This window comes from Caulobacter sp. GW821-FHT09A05 (assembly GCF_059418465.1).
The window spans coordinates 223,187-245,606 of the sequence record NZ_JBWKPX010000003.1 but is presented as its reverse complement, the minus strand read 5'-3'; the positions used below and the strand labels follow the sequence as shown (position 1 = coordinate 245,606).

The 22,420-nt window shown below is 67.7% G+C and carries 16 protein-coding genes; 3 read left to right on the top strand and 13 right to left on the bottom strand.

From position 1 onward, the window contains the following. Positions 1 to 27: 27 nt before the first annotated feature. From AC07NX_RS04320 to AC07NX_RS04275, 10 genes are all read right to left on the bottom strand, one after another. Positions 28 to 2,850, bottom strand: a complete 2,823-nt coding sequence (locus AC07NX_RS04320; RefSeq protein WP_494639457.1) for a serine/threonine protein kinase — start codon at positions 2,848 to 2,850, stop codon at positions 28 to 30. Positions 2,851 to 2,938: 88 nt separating this feature from the next. Further along, positions 2,939 to 5,635 (bottom strand): type VI secretion system ATPase TssH, encoded by a 2,697-nt coding sequence (tssH, locus tag AC07NX_RS04315; protein WP_494639455.1) that lies wholly within the window; start codon positions 5,633 to 5,635, stop codon positions 2,939 to 2,941. Continuing rightward, the gene (gene tssG, locus AC07NX_RS04310) at positions 5,632 to 6,675 is read right to left on the bottom strand and encodes a type VI secretion system baseplate subunit TssG (RefSeq protein WP_494639453.1); all 1,044 of its coding nucleotides are present in this window, start codon (positions 6,673 to 6,675) and stop codon (positions 5,632 to 5,634) included. The genes tssH and tssG overlap by 4 nt, the downstream gene beginning before the upstream one ends. Beyond that, positions 6,639 to 8,504 (bottom strand): type VI secretion system baseplate subunit TssF, encoded by a 1,866-nt coding sequence (tssF, locus tag AC07NX_RS04305; protein WP_494639451.1) that lies wholly within the window; start codon positions 8,502 to 8,504, stop codon positions 6,639 to 6,641. Before tssF ends, tssG begins: the two co-directional genes overlap by 37 nt. Positions 8,505 to 8,508: 4 nt before the next feature. Further along, the gene (tssE, locus tag AC07NX_RS04300; RefSeq protein ID WP_494639449.1) at positions 8,509 to 9,018 is read right to left on the bottom strand and encodes a type VI secretion system baseplate subunit TssE; all 510 of its coding nucleotides are present in this window, start codon (positions 9,016 to 9,018) and stop codon (positions 8,509 to 8,511) included. Between the two features lie 28 nt (positions 9,019 to 9,046). Then, positions 9,047 to 9,835: a type VI secretion system accessory protein TagJ gene (locus tag AC07NX_RS04295; RefSeq protein ID WP_494639447.1), complete on the bottom strand. Its 789-nt coding sequence runs from the start codon at positions 9,833 to 9,835 to the stop codon at positions 9,047 to 9,049. Positions 9,836 to 9,876: 41 nt separating this feature from the next. Beyond that, positions 9,877 to 10,359, bottom strand: coding sequence for an Hcp family type VI secretion system effector (locus AC07NX_RS04290; protein ID WP_019848570.1), 483 nt, complete (start codon positions 10,357 to 10,359; stop codon positions 9,877 to 9,879). 37 nt (positions 10,360 to 10,396) lie between these two features. Next, positions 10,397 to 11,890 carry a type VI secretion system contractile sheath large subunit gene (gene tssC / locus AC07NX_RS04285; RefSeq protein WP_494639445.1) on the bottom strand — a complete coding sequence of 498 codons (1,494 nt, stop codon included), beginning with the start codon at positions 11,888 to 11,890 and terminating at the stop codon, positions 10,397 to 10,399. Positions 11,891 to 11,946: 56 nt separating this feature from the next. After that, positions 11,947 to 12,456: a type VI secretion system contractile sheath small subunit gene (tssB, locus tag AC07NX_RS04280; protein WP_494639443.1), complete on the bottom strand. Its 510-nt coding sequence runs from the start codon at positions 12,454 to 12,456 to the stop codon at positions 11,947 to 11,949. Positions 12,457 to 12,541: 85 nt separating this feature from the next. Then, positions 12,542 to 13,558, bottom strand: coding sequence for a type VI secretion system protein TssA (locus tag AC07NX_RS04275; RefSeq protein ID WP_494639441.1), 1,017 nt, complete (start codon positions 13,556 to 13,558; stop codon positions 12,542 to 12,544). Between the two features lie 202 nt (positions 13,559 to 13,760). On the opposite strand from AC07NX_RS04275, the gene AC07NX_RS04270 reads away from it, so the two are divergent. The 3 genes from AC07NX_RS04270 to tagH are packed head-to-tail and all read left to right on the top strand — an operon-like array spanning position 13,761 to position 17,658. Beyond that, positions 13,761 to 15,725 carry a type VI secretion system Vgr family protein gene (locus AC07NX_RS04270; RefSeq protein ID WP_494639439.1) on the top strand — a complete coding sequence of 655 codons (1,965 nt, stop codon included), beginning with the start codon at positions 13,761 to 13,763 and terminating at the stop codon, positions 15,723 to 15,725. Positions 15,726 to 15,733: 8 nt separating this feature from the next. Continuing rightward, positions 15,734 to 16,288 (top strand): DUF6931 family protein, encoded by a 555-nt coding sequence (locus tag AC07NX_RS04265; protein WP_494639437.1) that lies wholly within the window; start codon positions 15,734 to 15,736, stop codon positions 16,286 to 16,288. Continuing rightward, a complete protein-coding gene (gene tagH, locus AC07NX_RS04260) occupies positions 16,285 to 17,658 on the top strand; it encodes a type VI secretion system-associated FHA domain protein TagH (RefSeq protein WP_494639435.1) in 1,374 nt (457 codons plus the stop codon). The genes AC07NX_RS04265 and tagH overlap by 4 nt, the downstream gene beginning before the upstream one ends. 28 nt (positions 17,659 to 17,686) lie before the next feature. On the opposite strand, the gene AC07NX_RS04255 is transcribed toward tagH, so the two are convergent. The 3 genes from AC07NX_RS04255 to tssM are packed head-to-tail and all read right to left on the bottom strand — an operon-like array spanning position 17,687 to position 22,416. Continuing rightward, positions 17,687 to 18,427, bottom strand: a complete 741-nt coding sequence (locus tag AC07NX_RS04255) for a PP2C family protein-serine/threonine phosphatase (RefSeq protein WP_494639433.1) — start codon at positions 18,425 to 18,427, stop codon at positions 17,687 to 17,689. A 9-nt stretch (positions 18,428 to 18,436) separates the two neighbouring features. Then, complete coding sequence (tagF, locus tag AC07NX_RS04250) at positions 18,437 to 18,988, bottom strand: type VI secretion system-associated protein TagF (RefSeq protein ID WP_494639431.1); 552 nt, start codon at positions 18,986 to 18,988, stop codon at positions 18,437 to 18,439. Next, positions 18,970 to 22,416 carry a type VI secretion system membrane subunit TssM gene (tssM, locus tag AC07NX_RS04245; RefSeq protein ID WP_494639429.1) on the bottom strand — a complete coding sequence of 1,149 codons (3,447 nt, stop codon included), beginning with the start codon at positions 22,414 to 22,416 and terminating at the stop codon, positions 18,970 to 18,972. The genes tagF and tssM overlap by 19 nt, the downstream gene beginning before the upstream one ends. Positions 22,417 to 22,420 lie beyond the last annotated feature (4 nt).

Below are 22,420 nucleotides of genomic sequence, written 5' to 3'. Positions count from 1 at the left end.
CCAGAGCGACCGCGACATCGACGCTTCCTATTTGGCGCAATCGGACTTGCCGACATTGTCCCACTTCTTGAAGCCGCGCCCCGTCTTGGCCTGCAGTCGGTCATTGTAGCGTCGCAGCGCGACGTCGCCGGACTGGCCGGTCAGCACGTCGCAGCGCCCGGCGAACACCTTCTCGACACAGGCCGCGCGCGGCGCATAGCCGAGTTCCTCCCAGGCTCCATCCACGAACCGGCGGCAGGCCACGTAGTCGGCCGGAAGCTTCTGAGGCTCGGCGGCCGGCACGACGACCTCCACCGGCTCCGCCGCCTTGGCCGCCTCAGCGGCCGCGGCGAGCTTGGCGGCTTCGGCCATGGCTCGGCGATGGCGGTCGGCCTCGTCCGTGCTGGCTTGCTCCGGCAGGTCCGGCTGGTCGTTGGCCAGCTGGAACCAGGCCATCTGCATCGTCCAGCCCTGGGCCTGGGCCCGTTGGGCCAGACGGGCGGGGAAGTCCCGTGTCGGCTGCTCAACGGCGCCAGGGCGCAAGCCGATATCGAACGGCCCGTTACCTTCGATCATCAGGACTCCCGCCAGCCCCGGGGCGTTCTGGCACATGGAGACCCGATAGCGGCCGCCGCCAAGGTCCTTATAGAGGTCCGGGTTGCGGGCGGCCAAGGCGGCGAACTGCTCACGTGTGGTCGTGAACTGCTGGAGCCGGCCCGAGGGCTGTATCGCGATCAGGCTGAAACCCTTGGAGGGATCGGGCGCGACATTGATCATCGACTGCGACCAAAGCCCCTTGGGGCAGCCCTGGATGCCGCGGTCGATTTCAAAGCGCGCCTGCTGGGCGGCGAGGCTGGGAACGGCGCCGGCCTGGCCGCGGAAGCGGTTGACCGTATCCAGCAGCGGACAGGACGCCTGGTCGGCGGGAAGGATTTCGGTGGTGTCGACCTGCAGCCCCTGCACGCCTGCGGCGCGCACGGCGCTGGCCACCGCGCGGTTCGCGCCCGCCGGATCTCCGGCCGCGCCGGAAATCTTGAGGACGGTCGAGCCGTCGGCGCTCTGCCCGCGGCTCAGGGTCAGCCAGGAGCACGGAACGCTCGGCAGCGCGGCGGCGATGGTTTCGTCGGCCCGGCTGGCGGTCGGCGGCGGCGCGCTAGTGGTGGTCGGCGCCGGCGGGGGCAGGGCGGCCTTCTTCTGGGACGAGAGCACGGCGAAGCCCACGCCGACCACGACGACGGCCGCGGCCACGCCGATCGCCATTCCCTTTCCCCTGGAAAGACCTCGCGTCGCCGCCCCTGGGCCTTGAGCCTTGCGCGCCTCTTGGTCCGGAGCTTTGCCGGCGGACTTTCCTGGAGGCTTGTACGCCACGTCCATCGCCGGGGGGATCGGCGAGGCGACGTCTTCGTCCTCCACCCCGTTCGATCCGGTCTGGACGAAGGCGGCGGGCGGCGGCGCGACCTCCCGCGCCTCGAGGTCGACCGCGCCTGGGCGCGGAGCATCATCCGGAACCAGGAAAGGCTCGGCGCTGGGCGCGAAGAGCGTGTCCTTGGAAGCGACGAGCTCCGCCTCGATCGGCGGGGAGACCAGGGGAGGAATCGACGACGCCGCCATCGCGGCGACCGGCGGAACGGTCGGTTCGGACAACGGCGCGTCGTCCACGGCCGGTCGCGAGGCGTCGTCGATCAATCCGTCGGCCGGCTCAGGCGCGTCAGCTGGCGTGTCGGGCTCGCCAGGCGCGAAGATCGTGCGGCCTTCAGGCGCGACCTCGTCGCTCGCAACCGCGACCGCAGAAGGCGGAAGGCTGGCTTCCCCACGCGGCTCGGCGCTCTGCCAGGAGGGCGGCTCCGAGCCCAGATGGATCACCGTACGCTCGATCTCCAGCCCGCTTTCGCCCGTCGTCGTGTCGCCGGGGTCTGGCGGGGTCCACGACCGGATCGATGGCGGTTCGACGGGAACGTCCAGCGCATCCAGCGCCGTGATCACCTCCGCCATGGCCTGGGGACGTCCACGGGGGTCGGGGTTGAGCATACGCGCGAACAGCGGCTGCAGGAGCGGCGGAACCGTGGTGATGTCGGCGCCCGCGCGTCGCCGATCAATGGCCTCGACCAGGGTCGTGCCCATGTTCGGGGCCCGTCCACCCGCCAGGGCCAGCACGACCAGGGCCAGGCTATAGATGTCTGTCCACGGACCGATGCGTCGATCGAAATCGCCGAACTGCTCCGGCGCGACATAGCCGAGCTTTCCGGCGAAGCCGTCGCCGACCACCGTCTGGGCGCCGATCTCCATGCTCTTGGCGATCCCGAAATCGATGATCTTGGCGCGGCTGAGCACGCCGTCGGGCAGCAGGACGTTTTCGGGCGAGATGTCGCGGTGGATTGCCCCATGGCTGTGCGCCGCGTGCAGGCCCTCGGCTAGGCGACGGGTGAGCATGACCAGTTCGGCCGTCGTCGGCGGATGGCGGCCGATCAGATTGGTCAGCGGCTCGCCGTCGATGAAGTCGGTGACGATGTACAGGAGGTCCTTGCGCGGCTCGCGGGCGAGGACGCGGTACTGCACCAGCGCCGGATGAGCCAGGCTGGTGAGGGTCTTGGCCTCCTTGCGGAACAGCGCCTGAACCTTGGGATCGGCGGCCAGGTGCGGGAGGATGACCTTGACCGCCACGCGCTCCTCGGCGTTGACGTTGGCGCCCTCATAGACCTCGCCCATGCCGCCCCGGGCGATGAAGCGCTTGATCTCGTAGATGCCGTTCAGCACGAAGCCGACCGGCAGGATGCCCCGCTGGGCGGGCTTGCGCGAGCCGCGCTTGCTCCAGGAGCCGGACGCGGGGCTCGTCAGGGACGCGACGTCTTCATCAGAGGGATCGTCGGGCATGCTCACTGGGGACGTCTCTTTCCAACTCTGACTACAACCTCGCCCTGAGCGCGCGCCGGTTGCAAGCTGTTATGCAGGGTTTCGAACATCAGGCCGCGGCTTCCGGGATCGAGGGCGCGTCGGCTTGCGGTGACGCTTCAATTCCTTCGAACGCGTAGGTGAAGACGGAGTTCTCGACCTCCACAGTAATCCTCGTCACATCCTCGCCAGCCATCTGGCGTTCGAGCAGGGCGATCGACAGCTCGGGCAGCATGGTGTTGGTCAGGATGGCGTCGATCATCCGTCCGCCCGAGGCGACCTCCGTGCAGCGGGAGACGATCAGGTCGACGACAGCCTGGTCGTAGCTGAAGGCGATGCCATGGTTCTCGGCGATGCGCTTCTTCACGCGGTCCAGCTGCAGGCGGACAATGCCCTGCAGCATGTCCGGCGACAGCGGATAGTAGGGCAGGACGATCAATCGGCCGAGCAGGGCGGGGGGAAACACCTTGAGCAGGTCGGGCCGCAGCGTCTGGGCCAGCACCTCGGCCTCGGGCTTCATCTCCTCGTCCTCCGACATCGAGACGATGAGGTCGGAGCCGACATTCGAGGTCAGCAGGATCAACGTGTTCTTGAAGTCGATGTGACGCCCCTCGGAGTCGTCCATGTAGCCTTTGTCGAACACCTGGAAGAACATCTCGTGGACGTCCGGGTGGGCCTTTTCCACCTCGTCGAGCAGCACCACCGAATAGGGCCGGCGACGAACGGCCTCGGTCAGGACGCCGCCCTGGCCGTAGCCGACATAGCCCGCCGGCGCGCCCTTCAGGGTCGAGACGGTGTGGGCCTCCTGGAACTCGCTCATGTTGATGACGATCAGGCTGTCGTCGCCGGAATAGAGCAGTTCGGACAGGGCGTGGGCGGTTTCGGTCTTCCCCACGCCGGACGGACCGCACAGCATGAACACGCCGACCGGCTTGTTGGGATTGTCGAGCTTGGCGCGGCTGGTCTGGATGCGCTTGGCGACGGCGTCCATCGCGTGGTCCTGTCCAACCACGCGTTTCTTCAGCTGGTCGGCGATGGTCAGGACAGAGGCGATCTCGTCCTTGACCATGCGGCCGACGGGGATGCCGGTCCAGTCGCCGACGACGGCGGCGACCGCGTCGGCGTCGACTTCGCCAAACACCATCGGATCGTCGCCATGGGCCTGGGCGACGGCCAACAGGGCGGCGTCGAGCGCGGCCTTCAGATCGGCCGTGTCGCCGGCCTCCGTCGATTCGGTGTTCGCCAGGGCCTGGCGGGCCTCGTAGGCCTTGGCGACGGCGTCCTTTTCCGCCGCCCATTTGACTTCCACCGCGTCCAGAGCCGCCTGCGCCTCCTCGATCGCCTCCTTCAGCTTCGCGATGCGCTCCACGCCGGCGTACTGGCCGGCGGCCTCGCGGGTGGCGATCTCGAGTTCGACGTTCAGGAGCTCCACCCGGCGACGACGGCTTTCGACCGGCGCCGGGGTCGCGTGCTGCGAGACGGCCACCCGGGCGCCGGCGGTGTCGAGCAGGCTGACCGCCTTGTCGGGGAGCTGGCGGGCCGGCACGTAGCGCTGGGACAGCTTGACGGCCGCTTCCACGGCCTCGTCGAGGATCACCACCTTGTGGTGCTTCTCCATGGCCGAGGCGACCGAACGCAGCATCGAGATCGCCACCTCGGTGTCCGGTTCTCCCACATTGACCGTCTGGAACCGCCGGGTGAGGGCGGGGTCCTTTTCGAAGTACTGGCGATATTCCGACCAGGTGGTGGCGGCGATGGTCCGGAGCCGGCCGCGCGCCAGCGCCGGCTTGAGGAGGTTGGCGGCGTCGCCGGTGCCGGCCTGGCCGCCCGCCCCGATCAGGGTGTGGGCTTCGTCGATGAACAGGATGATCGGCTTTGGCGAGGACTCGATCTCGTCGATCACCTGCCGCAGCCGCTTCTCGAATTCGCCCTTCACGCCCGCCCCGGCCTGCAGCAGCCCGATGTCCAGGGCGCGAAGGGTGACGTCCTTCAGCGCCGGGGGAACGTCGCCGTCGACGATCCGGCGCGCCAGCCCCTCGACGACCGCCGTCTTGCCGACCCCCGCCTCGCCCGCCAGGATCGGGTTGTTCTGGCGACGGCGCAGCAGGATGTCGATCACCTGGCGGATCTCGGCGTCCCGACCGACGATCGGGTCGATCTCACCTGTCCTGGCGCGCTCGGTCAGATCGACGGAGTACTTGGCCAGCGTCTCACCCGAGCCGCCGGCGAACGGCGCGCCATCGGTTCCCGCCGGGTCCGGGGGACCGTCGAAGGCGGGCGCCCCGCCCACCTCGGCCGAGCTTGCGACGATCTTGTCGAACTCGTCGCCCAGGGCGTCGGCCGAGACCTTGCGGAACTCCGGCGAGATCGCGAACAGCGCGTTACGCAGGATCGGCGTCTTGAGCATGCCGAACACCAGGTGGCCGGTGCGCACCCGGCCGGCCTGGAACATCAGCGACGCATAGAGCCAGCCTTTCTCGATGGCCTCCTCGATCTGGGGCGAGAAGTCCGAGATCGACGTCGCACCGCGCGGCAGGCCGTCGAGCATGGCCACGACGTCGCGGGCCAGCTTCGTGTCGTCCAGGGCGAACCGGGTGCGGATCGCGGCGAGGTCGTTCCGCGGATCCTGGAGCAGGATATGGATCCAGTGAACCAGCTCGACATAGGGGTTGCCGCGCATCTTGCAGAAGCCGGTCGCGGTTTCGATGCTCTTCAGCCCCGTCGGGCTGAGGCGGCCGAACAGGGCGGAGCGGTTGATCTCGGTCATGCGGCATCTCTCTTGGCGGCGGCTCGAGCGACGCGACGCGAGCTCGGGCCAAGACGGGTCTCGGCGCGCGAGCCGCTGCCGGCCGGCGGATTGATCCAACTGGTCCAGCCCAGCCGGGCGCGGCCGTCCAGGGAGGCGGGACGTCGCGCGGCTTCGCTGGCCTCGATCTCGAGATCCCATTCCAGATGGGAGGGGGCGAACGAATCCAGGGCCTCGGCGACGACCGCGAAGCGTGCGCCGCCTGGCAACAGGTTCTCGTAGTCGTGAAAGGTGTCGACCTTCACGGTGATGCGGAAGGCGTCGGACACCGTGCTGGTGCGCCGACCGCAGACGGCGTCGCCGCCCAGCCGGCTATAGGCCCCGCCCAGGCGGGTCTGGTCCGCGGTCTCGATATCGCGCCAGACCGGCCGGTATTCCTTCAGCCGGACGGGCGCGCCCACGAGGTCGGCGACAGCGTCCTCGATGCCGGCCGCGCTGCGCCGCGACGCATAGAGGCCGGCATAGTAGAGGCGGGCCCGGGCCGGGAACGCCGCGTCGTCGGGAACTCCCACGGTCGCGCCGGTCAAGGCGGCCAGGTAACCGGCGAAGCGGTCGTCGCCAGGGCGATCGGCATTGGCCGCCGGGTTGGATTCCGCCCAGGCGCGGTAGAAGAACTGCAGCATCCGCCCCGCCAGCACGTCGAGGAAGTGCCCGAACGGCCGGCCCTTGGCGTAGCGGCGCTCGAAATGGGCGAACTCGCTGATGTGCAGGGGCAGCGGCCCCATCGGTCCGGTCAATCCGAACCAGTAGCCCTCGACCTTGGCCCGTCCGTCCTTGACGACGATCGTTTCCAGGGTCGAGCCCGGAAAGCCGAGGGCGGGGAGTTGGGCGAGGTCCACGAGGTTCTGCGAGGGAAGCCGGGCGTCGCCGATGCGCGGCAGATCGGGGGCGCGCGCCTCCGCCGCGCGCAGCAAGCCAAACAGGCCGTACCGCCTCGCGTTTCCCGCCGCCTGGCGAAGAAACTCTAGATGTTGCGATGTTCGCCCATTCTCGGCGGCCATTGCGCGAAGGTTCCTTCCTGAGGGCTTTCAAAGATGCATTCGGTGAAGGCGTTGACGGTCGCGAACTCGCCCAGGAACCGTTCCAGGACCGCCGAGAACAGGAACATCCGGCCGTTCTCGAAGGGGGCGTCGTCCAGCTTGAGGCGTAGGCGCTGGCCACGCGCGAAGGCGCTGCGCCCCGGTCCGGACACCCGACGCGTCACGGGCTCGGAGCGAATGGCCAGGACGCCGTCGATCTGCCGCCGCAGGGCGGGGTCGTCGATCCGTCCGTACAGGGCCAGATGGTCGCGCAGGACCGAAGGGTCGTCGTCGTCCCCCAGGGCGAAGGACGCATAGTTGGGCGTCAGGTGGCCAATGATCCTCCACGCGCCGTCGCTGATGCCCATCGGCGGTCGGGGCTTGGTCGGGGCGCGGACGACCGTCACCGCACGCACGGGGACGCCGCTGATCCGGAAATCCGTCGCGCCGCCGGTGCGCAGGGTCTCGGCGAGTTCGCGATTGGTGACCAGCGCGCGGACGGCCAGTTCGTAGATTCCCTCCAGCCGTCTCGGCTCGCCGGGGGCGGCGAGGCTGATCCAGGTCTCCGTGCCCAGATAGTCGGTCCTGCGCCTCAGGCGCTGTTCCTTGGTCGACAGGCGTCGATGGCGCAGGCGGGTGACGTAGAACAGCGCCTCGGTCCAGTCGTAGAGCAGGCTCCCGAAGGCGTGCAGCGGCGCGACCGGCCGGGCGTCGCCGTTCTTCTGCGAATAGGCCGTCACCTCCAGCGGGCGGAAGATCTCGAAGTCCAGCGGCCGGGTGCGGTCGGCGATCAACTGGTGTTCGTGGTCGAACTCGCTGACCGCCACCCGATCAATCTGCTTCTCGAACAGGTTGATCGCGGGCGTCGCGAAGAGCTTGAAGTTCGCCGGCGACACCGCGCCCGCCAGGGCCGTGGAGGCGCGGTCGAACAGGAAGACCACCTCGCACTCGTTCCGGCACTTGGCGAAGACCTGCCCCAGTTCGCGCAGGCGGACGAACAGGAAGCGTTCGGGACAGGCGAAATATTCCGACAGCAGGCGATAGCCCCGGAAGGACCGCCGGCCGGTCGGCAGCAGGGCGCAGTTCTCCTCGAAGCCATGCTGCTCCGTCGCCGGCAGCTTGACCCAGGCCGCCGCGCCGGCCGCGGAGTCGACCGACCGGGCCACGGTCGCCACGGCGTCGCCGATCAGCTGCCGATAGAGTTCTCCCGGGGCCACTTCCGAACCGTCCAGATAGATCGGCAGGATGTCCGGCGCGATCGCCGACAGGGGAACCCCGCCCAGGCCGCTGAACTTCAGGCGCAACCCGGCCTCGGCCCGCACCCCCGCCGCGCCGGCATAGGCGGCGACGGCCGCGCGGGTCGGCAGATATTCGGCCTCGGTGATCTTCAACGGCCAGAGGGTCACGTCCTGCCCGGTTCGGAAGATGACCGGCGTGGCGGCCTCGTCGCCGGAGGTGGCGGACATCTCGGTGAGGCGAGGGATCACGAACCCGGAGGCGATCGCATGGTCGCTGTCCTGGGGCTCCAAGGTCACCACGCACATCGACGGGGTCGGCGCCAGGTAGTGCGGCTGGATGGCGTTGAGCAGGTGTTGCGTGAAGTCCGGAAACTGGTCCTGCAGCTTCAGCTTCACGCGGGCCCCGAGAAAGGCCACGCCTTCCAGGAGCCGTTCGACATAGGGATCGGTGTCCGAAGGCGCGTTGAGGCCCAGCCGCCCGGCGACCGTCTCGTACTCCTCCCCGAACTCGCGCGCGGTCTCGCGAAGATAGAGGAGTTCCTCGTTGTAGGCCCTGAGGAGGCGAGGATCCATCCGTCTACTCCCGCAGGGTCGCCGCGCCCGTGTCGATCTCGACGTCGGTCTTGAACTCGACGGGCAGCGCCAGGACGGCGCTGGTGACGTCGGCCCGGATGACGAAGGTCACGGCGTTGGGCTTGGCGTCCTTGGCGGTGGCGGTGACGTCGAGGCGTTGTGGGGCGATGCGGGGTTCGAAGCGCCGGATGGCCTGCTTGATCTCGCGCGCGCGGGTTTCGATCGCGCGCCGCTGCAGAAGCTTGCCGGCCATGTCGGGCACGCCATAGTTCAGGACCGAGGTCGCGACCTCGGGGTAGGGTTTCAGGTTCTGGACCGAGCCGAAATTGGTCGTGTTCAGGATCCAGTTCAGTTCGCGCAGGACCGTGGCCCGGAGCGCGGCTTCGTTGAATCGTTCGATCTTCAGGATCGGATAGAGCCGGCGCGACGTCGCGCGGCTCACCTGCCCCTGGTCGACCTTCGGATCGTCGCGAAGATCGTCGATGTCGAGATCGGCGACGAGCTTGTCGAACAAGGTCGGATTGATCCGGGCTGCCATGGCGTCAGGCGAAGGCCAGGTGACGGAGCGCCAGGATTCCCGCGTCTTCGCCGTCTCCCAGTGACCAGAGCTTCTGGCCGAGGCCCTCGGCGCCCATCGCCCCCTCGCGCCAGTCGGTTGCTCGGGCCAGCAACAGGTTGGCGTCCGTCGCGTCCCGAGTTCCGGGATAGCGGGCGGGCAGGATCGCCGCCGCGCCCTGTCCGGTCTTGAACTCGATCTCCACCGGCAGCCAGACCAGGTCTCGCAAGTCCTGCGGCCCGTCGCTGGTGATCTTGCGCACCGCCTCGAAGGGGACGAGCCCCCAACGCCCATGGATGACGGCCTCGAAGGCCGGGCCGAAGCGTGGGTCCGCATCGGCGATCCACTCGAAGTCCTGGTCGTTGAACCGGCCAGGCGTATCCGGCGCGGCGTCGAAGGCGCGCGTTCGAGCGGCCTCGGCGTCGTCGACGCGCCCTTGCAGGCTCGCCCCGAGGGCGACGGCGAGGTCGCCGGCCCAGGGACTGGTATTGACCAGCAAGGCCGGCGGGATCCGCCCCGCGAAGGCCTTCTCGCGCTCGATCTCGGCGTCGATGGCCAGATTGTAGGCCACCGCCAGCATCTGGGCTTCGGGGGACAGCTGAGCCAGCACCTTCAGCTGCGCCTTGGCCTTTTCCCACTCGCCCAGGATGCAGAACAGCTGGAACAGAAACATGCGGCTGGGCTGATCGTCCGGCGCGCGCTTGACCCTTTCGACAAGGGCTTGGCGCGCGCCGTCCAGATCGCCAGCGCGTAGGAGGTCGTCGGCGTTAGGCATTCTTCGCTTCTATGATTGGCCGAAGACCGGCGCGGCTCGCCCTAGAACTTGGCGTTGCCCGCGATGTCCCACTTGAAGTCGCCCGTACCGGCGGCCTTGCCGGCCGAGCTTTGTTCCTTGTACGAAACCTCGACCTTGGCGAAGTTCAGCGAGACGTTCTCCGTCAGGCGATCCTCGCCGCCGCTGCCGCCGGTCGACACCGAGCTGACCAGGCAGTCGGTCATGGTGATCGTGATGTATTCCAGCGGGGTCTCGCCGGCCTTGCGGACCACCAGGGTCGCCTTGCTGATGTGCTTGCCGTTGGCGGCGGCCAGCATCAGCGGAGCCGAGGACAGGTCGACATACTTGGTGAACGACAGGTCCTGGACGTTGACCTTGCCGGCGCCGGCGCCGCCGCCGACATGGGCGGTGCCCGAGTTGGTCATGCCCCAGCTCCAGGCCAGGACATCGATCTCACCCTTGTGGCTGGTGTCCTTGGACTCACCACTGATGCCTTCAAGTTTCAGGAACATATCAACGGCCATAAGGCGTTCTCCTCACGAAAAATGATTGTACTGACAGCTAGTTCGGGCCCTTGGGCAGGCGCGAGACCATGCTGAGCGACACGTCCATCCCCTCGAGTTGGTAGTGCGGCACCATGCGGAAGACGCCACGGTAGTAGCCTGGGTTTTCGGGGTCGGGGATGACATCCACCGAAGCGGATTTCAGGGGCTTGCGAGCCTTGTCCTCTTCGGTCGAGAAGTCGGGCTGCATGTCCACGTACTGCATGATCCAGGACTGCAGATCGCTGGCCAGGACCGGCGCCTCTCGGCTGCTGCCGATCCAGTCGCGCACCATGCACTTGAGATAATGGGCGAAGCGGCAGCTGGCGAAGATGTAGGGCAGGCGCGCCGACAGGTTGGCGCTGGCCGTCGCGTCGGCGTCCTCGTAGGCCTTCGGGGCATGAAGGGTCTGGGCGCCGATGAAGGTGGCCTGGTCGGTGTTCTTGCGATGCACCAGGGCCATCAGGCCCGCCTTGGACAGCTCGGCCTCACGGCGATCGGAAATGGCGATCTCCGTCGGGCACTTGGCGTCCATCGCCCCGTCGTCGGTGGGGAACATCGCGGTCGGCAGGTCCTCGACGGTGCCGCCCGATTCCACGCCACGAATGCGCGTGCACCAGCCGTAGGTCTTGAAGGCCTCGGTGATGCGCACGCCCAGGGCATAAGACGCGTTCAGCCACAGATAGTTGTCGTGCTGGCCGCCGTCGGTGTCTTCCTCGAACGCGAACTCCTCGATCGGCTCGCTATTGGCGCCGTAGAGCGGACGCCCGAGAAAACGGGGCAGGGTCAGCGCCATGTAGCGGCTGTCGTTCGAGGCCCGGAACGAGCGCCAGGCCATGTAGTCGGTGGCGTCGAACTGCTTGGCGATGTCGCGCGGATTGGCCAGCTCCTGCCAGCTTTCCATGCCCAGCAGTTGGGAGTCCGCCGCCGCGATGAACGGGGCGTGCGCCGCCGCCCCGATCTTCGCCAACCCCTTCATCACCTCGATGTCGGGCGCGGTATGATCGAAGGCGTAGTCGCAGATGAACGCGCCGTAGGGCTGTCCGCCCAGCTGGCCGAACTCGGCCTCGTAGATCTTCTTGAACAGGGGGCTCTGGTCCCAGGCCGCGTCGCGGAACTGCCGCAGCATCTTGCGGGTCTCGTCCTTGGAGACGTTCAGCACGCGAACCTTGAGGTCCTTGCCGGTCGGGGTGTTGCCGACGAGGTACCAAAGGCCGCGCCAGGCGGATTCCAGGGTCTGGAAATCCTTGTGGTGAATGATCTTGTTGACCTGTTCGGTCAGCTTGCGATCGATCGCGGCCTTCAGGGCGTCGACGGTCGAGAAAACGTCGGCGCCGATGATCTGGGTGTCCTCGAGCGCCTGCTGCGCCAAGGTCTTCACAGCCTCTTCGATCCGCGCCTGCTTGGCGTCGGTGTTGGGCTTGAATTCCCTTTGCAGCAGCGACGCGAAATCGTCGACGGTGACGGCTTCCGCGGCGGGGGCGCCAGTCTGCTGAAGCGTTTCTTGCGCCATCAAGGTCTCCCAACGGGCAGGGTAGGGGAAATCATTCTAGATCTACCGCAGATTGTCTAGGTGTTGTCAGCGGGCGGCTTGGCGGCGGCGAGCGCCTTCATCAGCTCGGGATCCTTCAGAACCTTGTCCAGCAGGTCCTGGGCCCCGTCCTTGCCATCCATGTAAAGCATAAGGTCGTTCAACTGCTGCCGGGCTTCCAGCAACTTGGCCAGGGCCGGCACGTTCTTGGCGACTTGACCCGGCGAGAAATCTTCCATCGACTTGAACGTCAGGTCGACGCCGATCTTTCCGTCTCCGGTCAATGTGTTCTCGACGGTGAAAGCGGCGCGCGGCGCGATCGCTTCCATTTTCTGCTCGAAATTGTCCATGTCGAATTCAACAAAGTCGCGCTTATCGAGCGGCTTCTTCTCGACGTTCGACTTCCCGGATAAGTCGGACATCACTCCGACCACGAACGGAATTTCGATCTTCTGACGGGAACCAAAAGTCTCCACTTCGTATTCGATGTGAACACGAGGCGCGCGGTTCTCTTTGATAAAACGCTGCCCACCTTTGTTCGACGCCATGGTCATCCACCCGCAATTAGACGTTATGTGCCGCTATAACTTTCACCATCATAAGTCTATATGATGGCGATGTTCAACCGATAGCTCAAGCTTGTTCGCGATGTTTTCGTGATTGCAGAACGTTGCGAGCTTCTTCGACGCTGCCAGGGGCGATGTCTTCGAGAATTGCCATGAAATCCAATCCAACCCATTCACGCGCACGCTGCAGCAACGTCAGGATCGGATGCCCCGGTTCCCTGCGCCGGTAGTAGTCGCTCAACGCCTCGAGGGCGCGGACGACGTCGTCCCGGGTCTCGATCCGCGCACCCAAGGCGGGCGTGGAGTTCGAGAAGCTTGGCGATGCAACGTCCGGTTCTGCGATTGGTTCCCCATTTTCTGAAACCGCGGGTTTGGCGACGAACGCCTGCACCGCGCGCCGCATCTGGCCGAGGGCCTCGTAGGTCGCCCGGAAGTTCGTGGAGCCGCCGTCATCGGCGTTGGCGGTGAGCGTCAGATCCACGCGACGCAGACCGTCCTCGATCGCGTTCAGCCGCTGAACGATCTCCTCGAGGCCATCCTGGCTGACATCCTCGAGCGCGGCCCGGAACATTCCATAGCCTTCCTCGGTTTCACCTCCCAAGCGGAAGCGTTCGAAGTCGTCGATGGAATAGTCACCGAGGCGAGGATGGCGGATCAGCATGATCCTGCGCAGGGGGTGGATGAACTGCGACGCCCCGGCCAGGGAATCGCAGGGGCCCTTGCGGCCCTGGAACCCGTATTCCTCCAGGCGGGGGTGCAGGCTGGGCCAATAGGTTTCCAGCAGGCCCGCCAGATACCGGGCGCCGGCCTCGACGATCTCCAGATCGCCCGCGCGAGCGCCGGCGCGGCAAAGATAGATGGGCAGCCAGATATCCTTGGTGCGGGCGCTCTGCTCGACGATCTTGGCGATGATCACCCGCCAGTCGACTTCGGAAGCCTGGGCCTCGACGCCGGACGCGTCGATCGAGACCTCGGTCTCGAAGGCCTGTTCGATCTCGTAGCGCCGCGGATCGTAGGCGAGGTCCGGGCCGGTCGGGTCGTCGTCGGAAACCGGCGCCAACAATCGACTCGGATCAAGCGCCATGTTCGCGTTCACCTTAACGTTGATACGGCGCCCGGGCCGTTTGTCGTCGGTCCGCCAAGACAGGCGGTTGGGACGGGCGCGGAGTGTGGCCCAAGAAATCGTTTTGGCAAGTCTGTCTGGTTGAGATGTTGAAATTGATCGCTACACCTATGCACAGCGGGCCACGGGCCGTAGGTTTCAGGCGCAGTAACGGGAGCAATTAATGGATCGGCAGGCTACGATATCTGTCGCTCTTGGTACGGCTAAGCTTAACCTTGAGCGTTTCGAGTCCATTGAGCGCTTGAGCGAACCGTTTGTGATTGTTGTAGAAGGGTTTTCCGCCGACGAGGTCGATTTCCTGCCCCACCTCGGAAAGCCGGTTTCGCTGGACGCCGGCGATGAGATGGACCACGTCCGCTACTTCCATGGGTTGTTGACCGAGGCCGCCCTGATCAAGGTCGACATCAACGGCGCGCACTACCGGCTGACCGTCAGGCCCTGGCTGTCGCTGCTGGACCAGAATCGAAACTATCGAATTTTCCAGGACAAGAGCGTCGTCGACATCGCCAAGCAGGTGTTCTCCGACGCCGGCATGAAGGACGTCGAGTTCGACCGACTGACCGGCAGCTACAAGCCGCGCGAATATTGCGTCCAGTACAAGGAGAGCGACTTCAATTTCGTCTCACGCCTGTTCGAGGACGAAGGGATCTACTACTATTTTCGACATGAGGAGGCCGCCCACAAGCTGGTCCTCTGCGACGGAAAATCGGCCCACAAGCCCGAGCCGGGCTATGAGACCATCCGCTTCCTTCCCGTCTCGGGCGACGAGACGAGCACGCCCGACACCCTCTCCGACTGGAACGAACGGATCAGCTCGGTCAGCCAGGCCAGCGTGACCCTGCGCAGCTTCGACTTCACCAAGCCGCAGAATCCCGTCGAAGCGGTCAGCCAGGGGGCTGGGCAGCATCCCGGCGACGCGCTCGAGGTCTACGAATATCTGGGCGACTTCACCGACAAGAGCGAGGGCGAGGCGCGCGGCCAGTCTCGCCTGGCGGCGAGTCGAGCTCCGCGGCGCCTCTACAACGGCGGCGGCGACGTCCTGGGCCTGGCCTGCGGCGGCCTCTTCACCCTGACCGAAGCCGGGGTCGACCGCTTCAATCAGGAATACCTGATCATCGGCCTCAATCACGTCGTCGACGCCGAGAGCCATCGCAGCGGCGACGAGCGCCAGGCCCGGCGCGTCAATGTGGTGGCGATCCCCAGCGACACCCTGTTCCGGCCGCCGCTCGTCGCCGAAAAGCCCGTCTCCAGCGGCGTCGAAACCGCCACGGTGACCGGCCCGCCCGGTGAGGTGGTCTATGTCGACGAATGGGGACGCGTGAAGGTGCGCTTCCACTGGGACCGCTCGCCCGACCAGCCGGGCAAGACCTCGTGCTGGATGCGCGTTTCGCACCACGCGGCGGGCGCGGGCTTTGGCAATGTCGACCTGCCGCGCGTGGGGCAGGAGGTCATCGTCGACTTCCTGAACGGCGATCCGGATCGGCCGATCATCACCGGCCGGGTCTACAACGGCCAGCGCAAGCACGCCTATGACCTGCCGACCCAGAAGACCCGCTCGCTGTGGCGCACCCAGACGATCGGGCGGTCGGGCGACTATGCCGGGGCCGAAAAGACTCCGCCGCCCAACAGCATCGGCTTCAACGAAATCCGCCTGGAGGACAAGGGCGGCGCGGAGGAGATCTATATCCACGCCCAGCGCGAGATGGTGCGCGACGTGCTGCTGGACGACACCTTGACCGTCCAGCGCGACCGCGCCACGCGGGTGGGGCGCGATCGCAGGACCGCGGTTAAGCGGCACGAAGCCACGACCATCGAAACGGGCGACGAAACCCACGAGGTCAGCAAGGGCAAGCGCACCACCACAATCGAGCTTGACGATGGAACCACCGTGCGCTCTGGCAACTATAGCGTGAAGGTGGACAAGGGGACGGTGACGATCGACGCCAAGCAGAGCATCACGCTGAAGGTCGGCTCGAGCACGATCGTGATGACCCCCTCCAGCATTACGCTGAACGCCCAGACGATCACCAGCCACGCGCGTGGCATCAACACCGTGAGCGCGCCGAACGTCGAAGTGCACGGAGACGCCATGACGACGATCACGGGCGGCGTCGTCAAGATCAACTAGGATCGGGTATGAGACGCTGGAAACAGGTTAAGTGGGCTGAAGCGGGCCAGGTCTCCGCAATTCTCGGCTGGCCGAAGTCGGACCACGACGCCGATCCGCCCGAGACGGTCTTCGACCGCCTGATCGAGGAGGGGCGTGAAGACGACGCGGCCCTATTCCTCGGCCAGGCCCTGCCTCGTTTCGAAGCCGTCGCCTGGGCGGCTCGGACCGTTCAGGAGCTGTCCTTGACCCCCAGCGTCCAGGACGCCGAAGCGCTCAAGGCGACCCTTCTCTGGCTGCAGGACCCCAGCGACGGCCGGCGCCGGGCGGCGTTCGCGATCGCGGAGCAGTCCCGCGGGGCCAGCCCCCAGAGACAGTGCGCCCTGGCGGTGTTCTTTTCGGGCGGTTCGATCGCGTCGGTGGATGTCGAACCCGTCCTGCCGCCCAAGGAAACGGTCGGTGCCTTCGCCACGGGGGCGGTGCTCACCGCCGCGACCGAGAGCGGACGCCATGCGGAAAGCCTACGCTCGGCGCTCGCGCTGGGCGATGCGCTCGCCAGCGGCCGAGAAACCGCACGCCCATGACCCTTGTGCTGACCATCAAGGCGCTGGACCGCCTCGACAATGGAGAGGCCGCGCGCCTGAAGCTCGATCGCCACGGCGCGCGCATCGGTCGATCGCCGCACATGGACTGGTGCCTGCCGGATCCCCGCAGCTACATCTCCTCGGCCCACTGCGAGATCCAGTACCGCGATGGCGCCTATATGCTCGTCGACCGCAGCACCAACGGCACCTTCGTGAACCGCTCGTCGTCACGGCTGACGACCCCGCACCAGATCGTCGATGGCGACGTGATCCTGATCGGCCACTACGAGATTGAGGCCCGGTTGGAGCCGGGCCGGGGGTCCAGCCTCGAAGAGCCGGCGTCCGTGGGCGCGTGGGGCGGCTGGGACAGCCATGGCGCGCGAGAGGTCGCCGACGCCCCGGCGCGGTGGGACCAGCCGCCGCCACGGGCGGCCATCACCGGCCAGGGTTCGGCGTCGGGGGCCTGGGCCCCGCCGCGCATGGAGGCCGCATCGCAACCTGCGTCGGCCTGGAGCCCGGCTCGATCGGAAGCTCCGCCGCCGTCAGCCTGGTCCAGCGACCCGCCGGCCCAGGCCGCGCCCTCGGCCGTCGACGTCTGGGGACAGCTGGCGGCCACCAACGAGGTCGACTGGGCCCGCGGCTTCGGCGGTCCCGTCACGTCGGCGTTCGAGGCCCCGCCCGCGGTCTCGCCCGCCACGGCGCCCTGGGGCCAGGTTCCGGCGCCGCCGGCGGCCGTGGCGCGGAAGGCGCGCCCAGCACCCGCGCCGGACGAGGGCGCGGAATGGCGCGCCTTTCTGCAGGGCGCGGGCCTGAGATCCGAAGACTTCAGCAGTTCGCCCCTGGAGGTTCTGGCGGCGGCGGGCGGTATCCTGCGGCGTCTCCTGGGCGGCATGGTCGTGATGATGGAGGCCCGGGCCAGGGCCAAGGCGCAACTTGGGGCCCAGAACACCAGCCTGGAGTTCGACGGGAACAATCCCCTGAAGTTCACGCGATCGGCCGACAAGGCGATGGCGCAGATGCTCAACCGGCCCGATCGCGGTTTCATGCCGGCGGACCTCGCCGTGGAAGACGCGTTCCGCGACCTGCAGGCCCACCAGCTGGCCACCCTGACGGCGATGCAGGGTGCGTTGGCGGCCACGCTCGATCGCTTCTCGCCCTCGGCGATCCGGGGACGAGCCGAGACGCGCGGGCTGTTGGCCAAGATCGTGCCGGGAGCGCGCGCCGCGGCGCTCTGGCAGGCCTATGAACGAGAGTTCGAGGGGGTCACCCGGGGATCGGACGAAGCCTTCATGGAGGTTTTCGCCAAGGAATTTCGCGACGCCTACGAGCGCATCGCCGCCGACATGAAGGCCAAGCAGCGCAGGTCGTAGCGCCCAAGCGTTCGGTCGCCGGCCGCCGTCAGGACAGGGCGAGCAGCGTGGTCTCGTCGCAATTGACCACGACGACGCTGACATTGTCGGGCGCGCCACGCTCCAGGCAGATCTTCACCAGCTCGTCCGCGGCGGCGGCCGGATTGCCTTGAGCCAGGATCGTCGCCAGTTCAGCGTCCGGAATCGTGCGGGTCAGGCCGTCGCTGCAGACCAGGAAGACATCCCCGACCCTGGCCTCGTCGGAGACCGCGTCCAGCTCGAGCCGGGGCGCGACGCCCACCGCCCGGGACAGCACGTGCGACATCGGATGGTTTTCGGCTTCCTCGGGCGTGAGCCGCCCGGACGTCACCATGTCCTGGACCTGCGAATGGTCGACGGTCAGTTGGTAGAGCTCGCCACCGCGCAGCAGGTAGCAACGGCTGTCGCCGGCCCACAGCACGACGAATCGCCGGTCGCGCAGAAGCAGGGCCACGACGGTGGAGCCCATGGGCTGTCCCACCGACTTGGTCCAGATTCGCTCGTTGGCTTCGTGCACCGCCGCGGCGACGGCCGAGGCGGCGTCGTCGAAGTTGGCGGGCAGCACCGCCGCTTCGAGGGTCGCGGTGATGGTCTTGGACGACCACTGCCCGTTGGCATGGCCGCCCATGCCGTCGGCGACCGCCCACAGGCCTTGGTCCGGGCGCGCGAGCACCTGGTCCTCGTTGTCGCGGCGCACCTTCCCGGGATGGGTCAGGGTGGCGTCGTGAAACCGCAAGCTCCCGTCATCCATGGACAGCTCCTATGTCGTCAGAACCTGGATCATCAGGTCGGCGGGGGGTTGGCTGGCGATCAGATCGAACGGCGAGTCCGGCAACCAGAAGCGGCCTTGCGCTTCGGCTCCGCCCTCTGATTCCAGAGTTTGGAAGATATTTTGCGCGCTGGCCACCATCGCGTCGATGTCGGCGGCGTCTTCGAAGGCGCGATGGATCTCGTCCTCCGCCGCCCCGGCGATGCGGTCGACGGACGGCGTCGATGGAGCCTGGGCGGTGCAGCCGCCCAGTACGATGACGAAGCGCCGTCCGGCCGAGTCGATGGACGGCGCCAGCGCTCCTGTCCGCCAGCCTTCGCCAAACGGCCCGGGTCCGAACGAGAAGCGCAGCGGCGGCGCGGTGTCGTGCCGGACTTCGAATTCAGCCCCCAGGACCGTGCGCGCCTGCGCCAATCCAGCGCTTGCCCAGGCGTCCCAGGCGTCCCGATCCGACGCGGAAAGGCCGCGGGCCACGAAGTCGCCGTGGGTCGGCAGCTTGCCGAACGCGAAGGCGCGCGGCGCCGTCAGAGCTTGGCTGGGCATCGGAACGACCATAGACCGCCGCGACCGAACGGGTTCTTGTCGGACGGCAAGTTGACCTTGAGGGTGAAATACTGGGCGCCCTGGCCGAAGGTGGCCTTGATCGCGCTCGGCCCGGCGTTCTCCTTCTGGGCCGCATCCATCAGGCGGAAGAGCGCCCAGACGCCCTGTCCGTCGTAGCGCCGCACCTCCTTGGGGCCGGCATAGAGGACGAGGTGGGCTTCGGGGAGACCGGAGATCGCCCACATCACGGGCTTGGCCCCGACGCTGTTGGGCTCGAAGCGATAGGTCACGCCGCCGGCCGAGAACTCGGCGGCGGTGATCGCGCCGCCGAAGCCCGCTGCTTCCACCCTGATGGGCAGGCCGGAGGTCAGCAGGTCGCGGATCTGGGCCGCCTTCTGGAACTGCTCGGCGCTGGCCGGATCGAAGGCCGCGGCCACGGGGTCGTCCGAGCGCCAGCGCCAGACGGGGCCCGAGGTCAGGAGCAGTGGCTGCAGGCGGTCGCGCATCATGCTGTCGAACTGGCCGTTGAGGCCCAGGACGCGCATCATGTCCGCCGCCGTCGCGTCATTCTGCGCCGCGCCATAGAACGGATAGCGGTTGTCGCTGACGCTGCGGCACGCGCCGGCCAGGCTTGTCGCATACTCCTGTCCGATGGCGTTCTGGGCCGAGGACACCACGGCGCCGCGGCCGCTCTGGGTCGCCTGCGCGACGAAGCCCTGGAGCTGCGGCGGGGCCACGACACTGGTCGTGGCGACCTGGCCAAGCGCCGAGGCCAGCTCCCCTTGCGCCGCGACGCCGCCCAGCCCGCCGCCCGCGATCCCCGCGGCCATGTTGGCCGAAGCCGCCTGCTTCACCGCGCCCAGGAACTCGTCGACCGGCGCGGCGCCCTTGCCGTCGCCGACATAGGTGGCGAGCGGCCGGAAATAGTCGGTGATGGTCTTGCCGGCGTCGACGCCGCCCGAATCCAGCACGGCCCCGCCGACAACGCGCGCGGCGGTCTTGAGCTTGCTGGGCGCCCGGATCGCCGGCGGCTTGCCGAACGTGGTGTTCTTGCGGACCTCCAGCAACAGGACCTTCAGCGGCGAGGGCGTGCGGGTGAAAGCGCCCAGGGCGGCGGGATTGGTGAAGTAGTCCGCCGGCTTCAGGCCTTGGACCACGCCATCCCAGGCGGCGATGTATTCCTTGGCGTAGAGCGCCGCGACGCCAGGCTTGACCTGGGCGATCTGCCCCCGGATCGCCGCCTTGTCGGCGTCCTGGCCCATGACCCAAAGATCCTTCTCGAGGTCGGAGGCGACGGTTTGCAGTCCCGGCTGGTAGGCCCGCTCGAAACCCGCGCGGGTAAAGAAGTACGGCACGCTGGCGTCCAGGACCGCATCGCCGTTCAGGAAGGCCTGGCGATCGCCGCTGGCCAGGACGCTGTCGGCGCGCCAGTCGGGCTGGTCGGCCGCGGCCGCCTTCTGACGAAGGATCGCATAGGCCCGATCGGCCAGGGACAGCGTCTGCACCGCCGCGCGCGTCGACTCGATCAGGGCACCGTCCAGCGGCGCCTCGCGCCCCGGCCAGACGCGGCCCAGCTGCGGATCCGCCAGCAGGACGTCCAGGTGCTTGCCCAGTTCCTCGCGAACCTCGGCGCGATCCGCGCCCGGCAGGGCGTTCTCGGCCCAGTCGTCGGTCACCCACGCCTTGACGGCTTTCGGATCCAGAGGCCCCTGGCCGCCCAGCATCAGATAGACCTTGAGCGGCTCGTAGACCTTGAGCGGCTCCTGGGCGTGATCCTGCATGTACCGTTCCAGCCGCAGCAGGATGCGAGGCAGAAGGATGCGCTGGAGCGCTTCGCGATAGGCTTGGTCGGCGGCCTTGGCGTGGCCGCCCTGGAACAGGCCGAACCGCATCAGCAAGGGCGGTCCGCCCTTGGCCTGGTCGCCATGGCCGCGGGGCAGGTCGCGCAGGGCCCGGATCAGCGACAGCGCCTGCTCCAGGTCCGGATCGCCCTCGCGCACTTCCACCAGGTCGACGCCGGTCTCGCGGACCTCGGCGCTGACATTCTGCGCGCCGGTCAGGAGCTGGTCCTGTAAGGCCCGGTTCTTCGTGAAGCTGACTCCCCATAGTAGGGCGATCAATAGCGACAGGGCGGCGACGCCGGCGACGCCGGAGATCAGCGCCGCGCGACGCCGCGCGCGCGCCGCGGGATCGCTCCGGACGAGACCCGCCTCGGCGAAGATCACCTCCTTGAGCAACCGGTTGAGGAAATAGGCCCTTCCGCCTTGACCGCTCAGCGCGGAGCGCGGAACGGCGGGCGCGTCGTAGACGGCGGCCACGCCGCCCAGGATCCGGTCCAGCGGCGCGCCTTCCTGGACGCCGCTGGTCAGATAGAATCCGCGGAACAGCGGCGGGGTGTCCTGTTCGGCCAGAAGGGCTCCGTCCAGGAAGCGACTGAGCCTGGCGCGCAACGACGCCACCTGCGACGGGAAGCCGAGGATCAGGCTGCGGCGATGCGGATCGGTTTCCTCCTGCAGGCGCTTGGCGACCCGGTCGGCGAGAGCCTGCACAACCATGTCGAACTCGCCCAGCACGGCGTCGAGACTGGCCGGCCCGCCCAGCGGCAAGGTCGCGCCAAGAATGGCGCGTCGCCCCTCGACATCGAGATCGTCGAAGAACTCGCCAAAGCCGGCCAGCAGGTCGGCCTTGGTGAAGAGCACGTAGACCGGCGCGGAGACCTCGAGCGCGCGACGCAGCTCCACCAGGCGACGACGCACCGCCGCCGCGTGGTCGTCCAGTCCCGCCCGGTCCGAGTTGAGCAGCTCGTCCAGGCCGATCGCCACCAGGATCCCATTGATCGGCTGCAGGGGGCGGGTGCGGCGGAGCAGCTTGAGGAAGCCCTCCCAACCCTTGTGGTCGACCAAAGCGTCGGAGGTCTGGGTGGTGTAACGCCCTGCGGTGTCGATGAGCACGGCGTCGTCGGCGAACCAGAAGTCGAGGTTGCGTGTCCCGCCGACGCCCTTGAGCGCCGCGTCGGCGAACGGAAACTGGACGCCGGACTTCAACAGGGCGGTCGTCTTGCCGGCGCCGGGCGGGCCGATGATCACGTACCAGGGGCGGGCATAGAGATAGTCGCGCTTGTCGCCCGTGGCGGTCTTCAGCTTGGCCAGGGCCGAACGCATGCGCCCCGCCAGCGCTTCGGCCTCGGCGTCGCCCGGCGAGGCCGCGGCCAGCTGCCGGGCGATCTCGGCGGCGGCCCGGCGCGCCTTGAGGATACGAAGCGTGGCGAAAACGCCCCACACCGCCGCTACAAGAACAGCCAGCAGGGTCTTGACCCACCACGGCCTCAGGAACGGCGCGACGAGCGGAAGGACGAAGACCAGCAGCACGGCGACCAGGATCGCCGCGAGGCCGGTGAGCAGCCACCAGTTCAGGAAGAAGCGCTTCATCGTG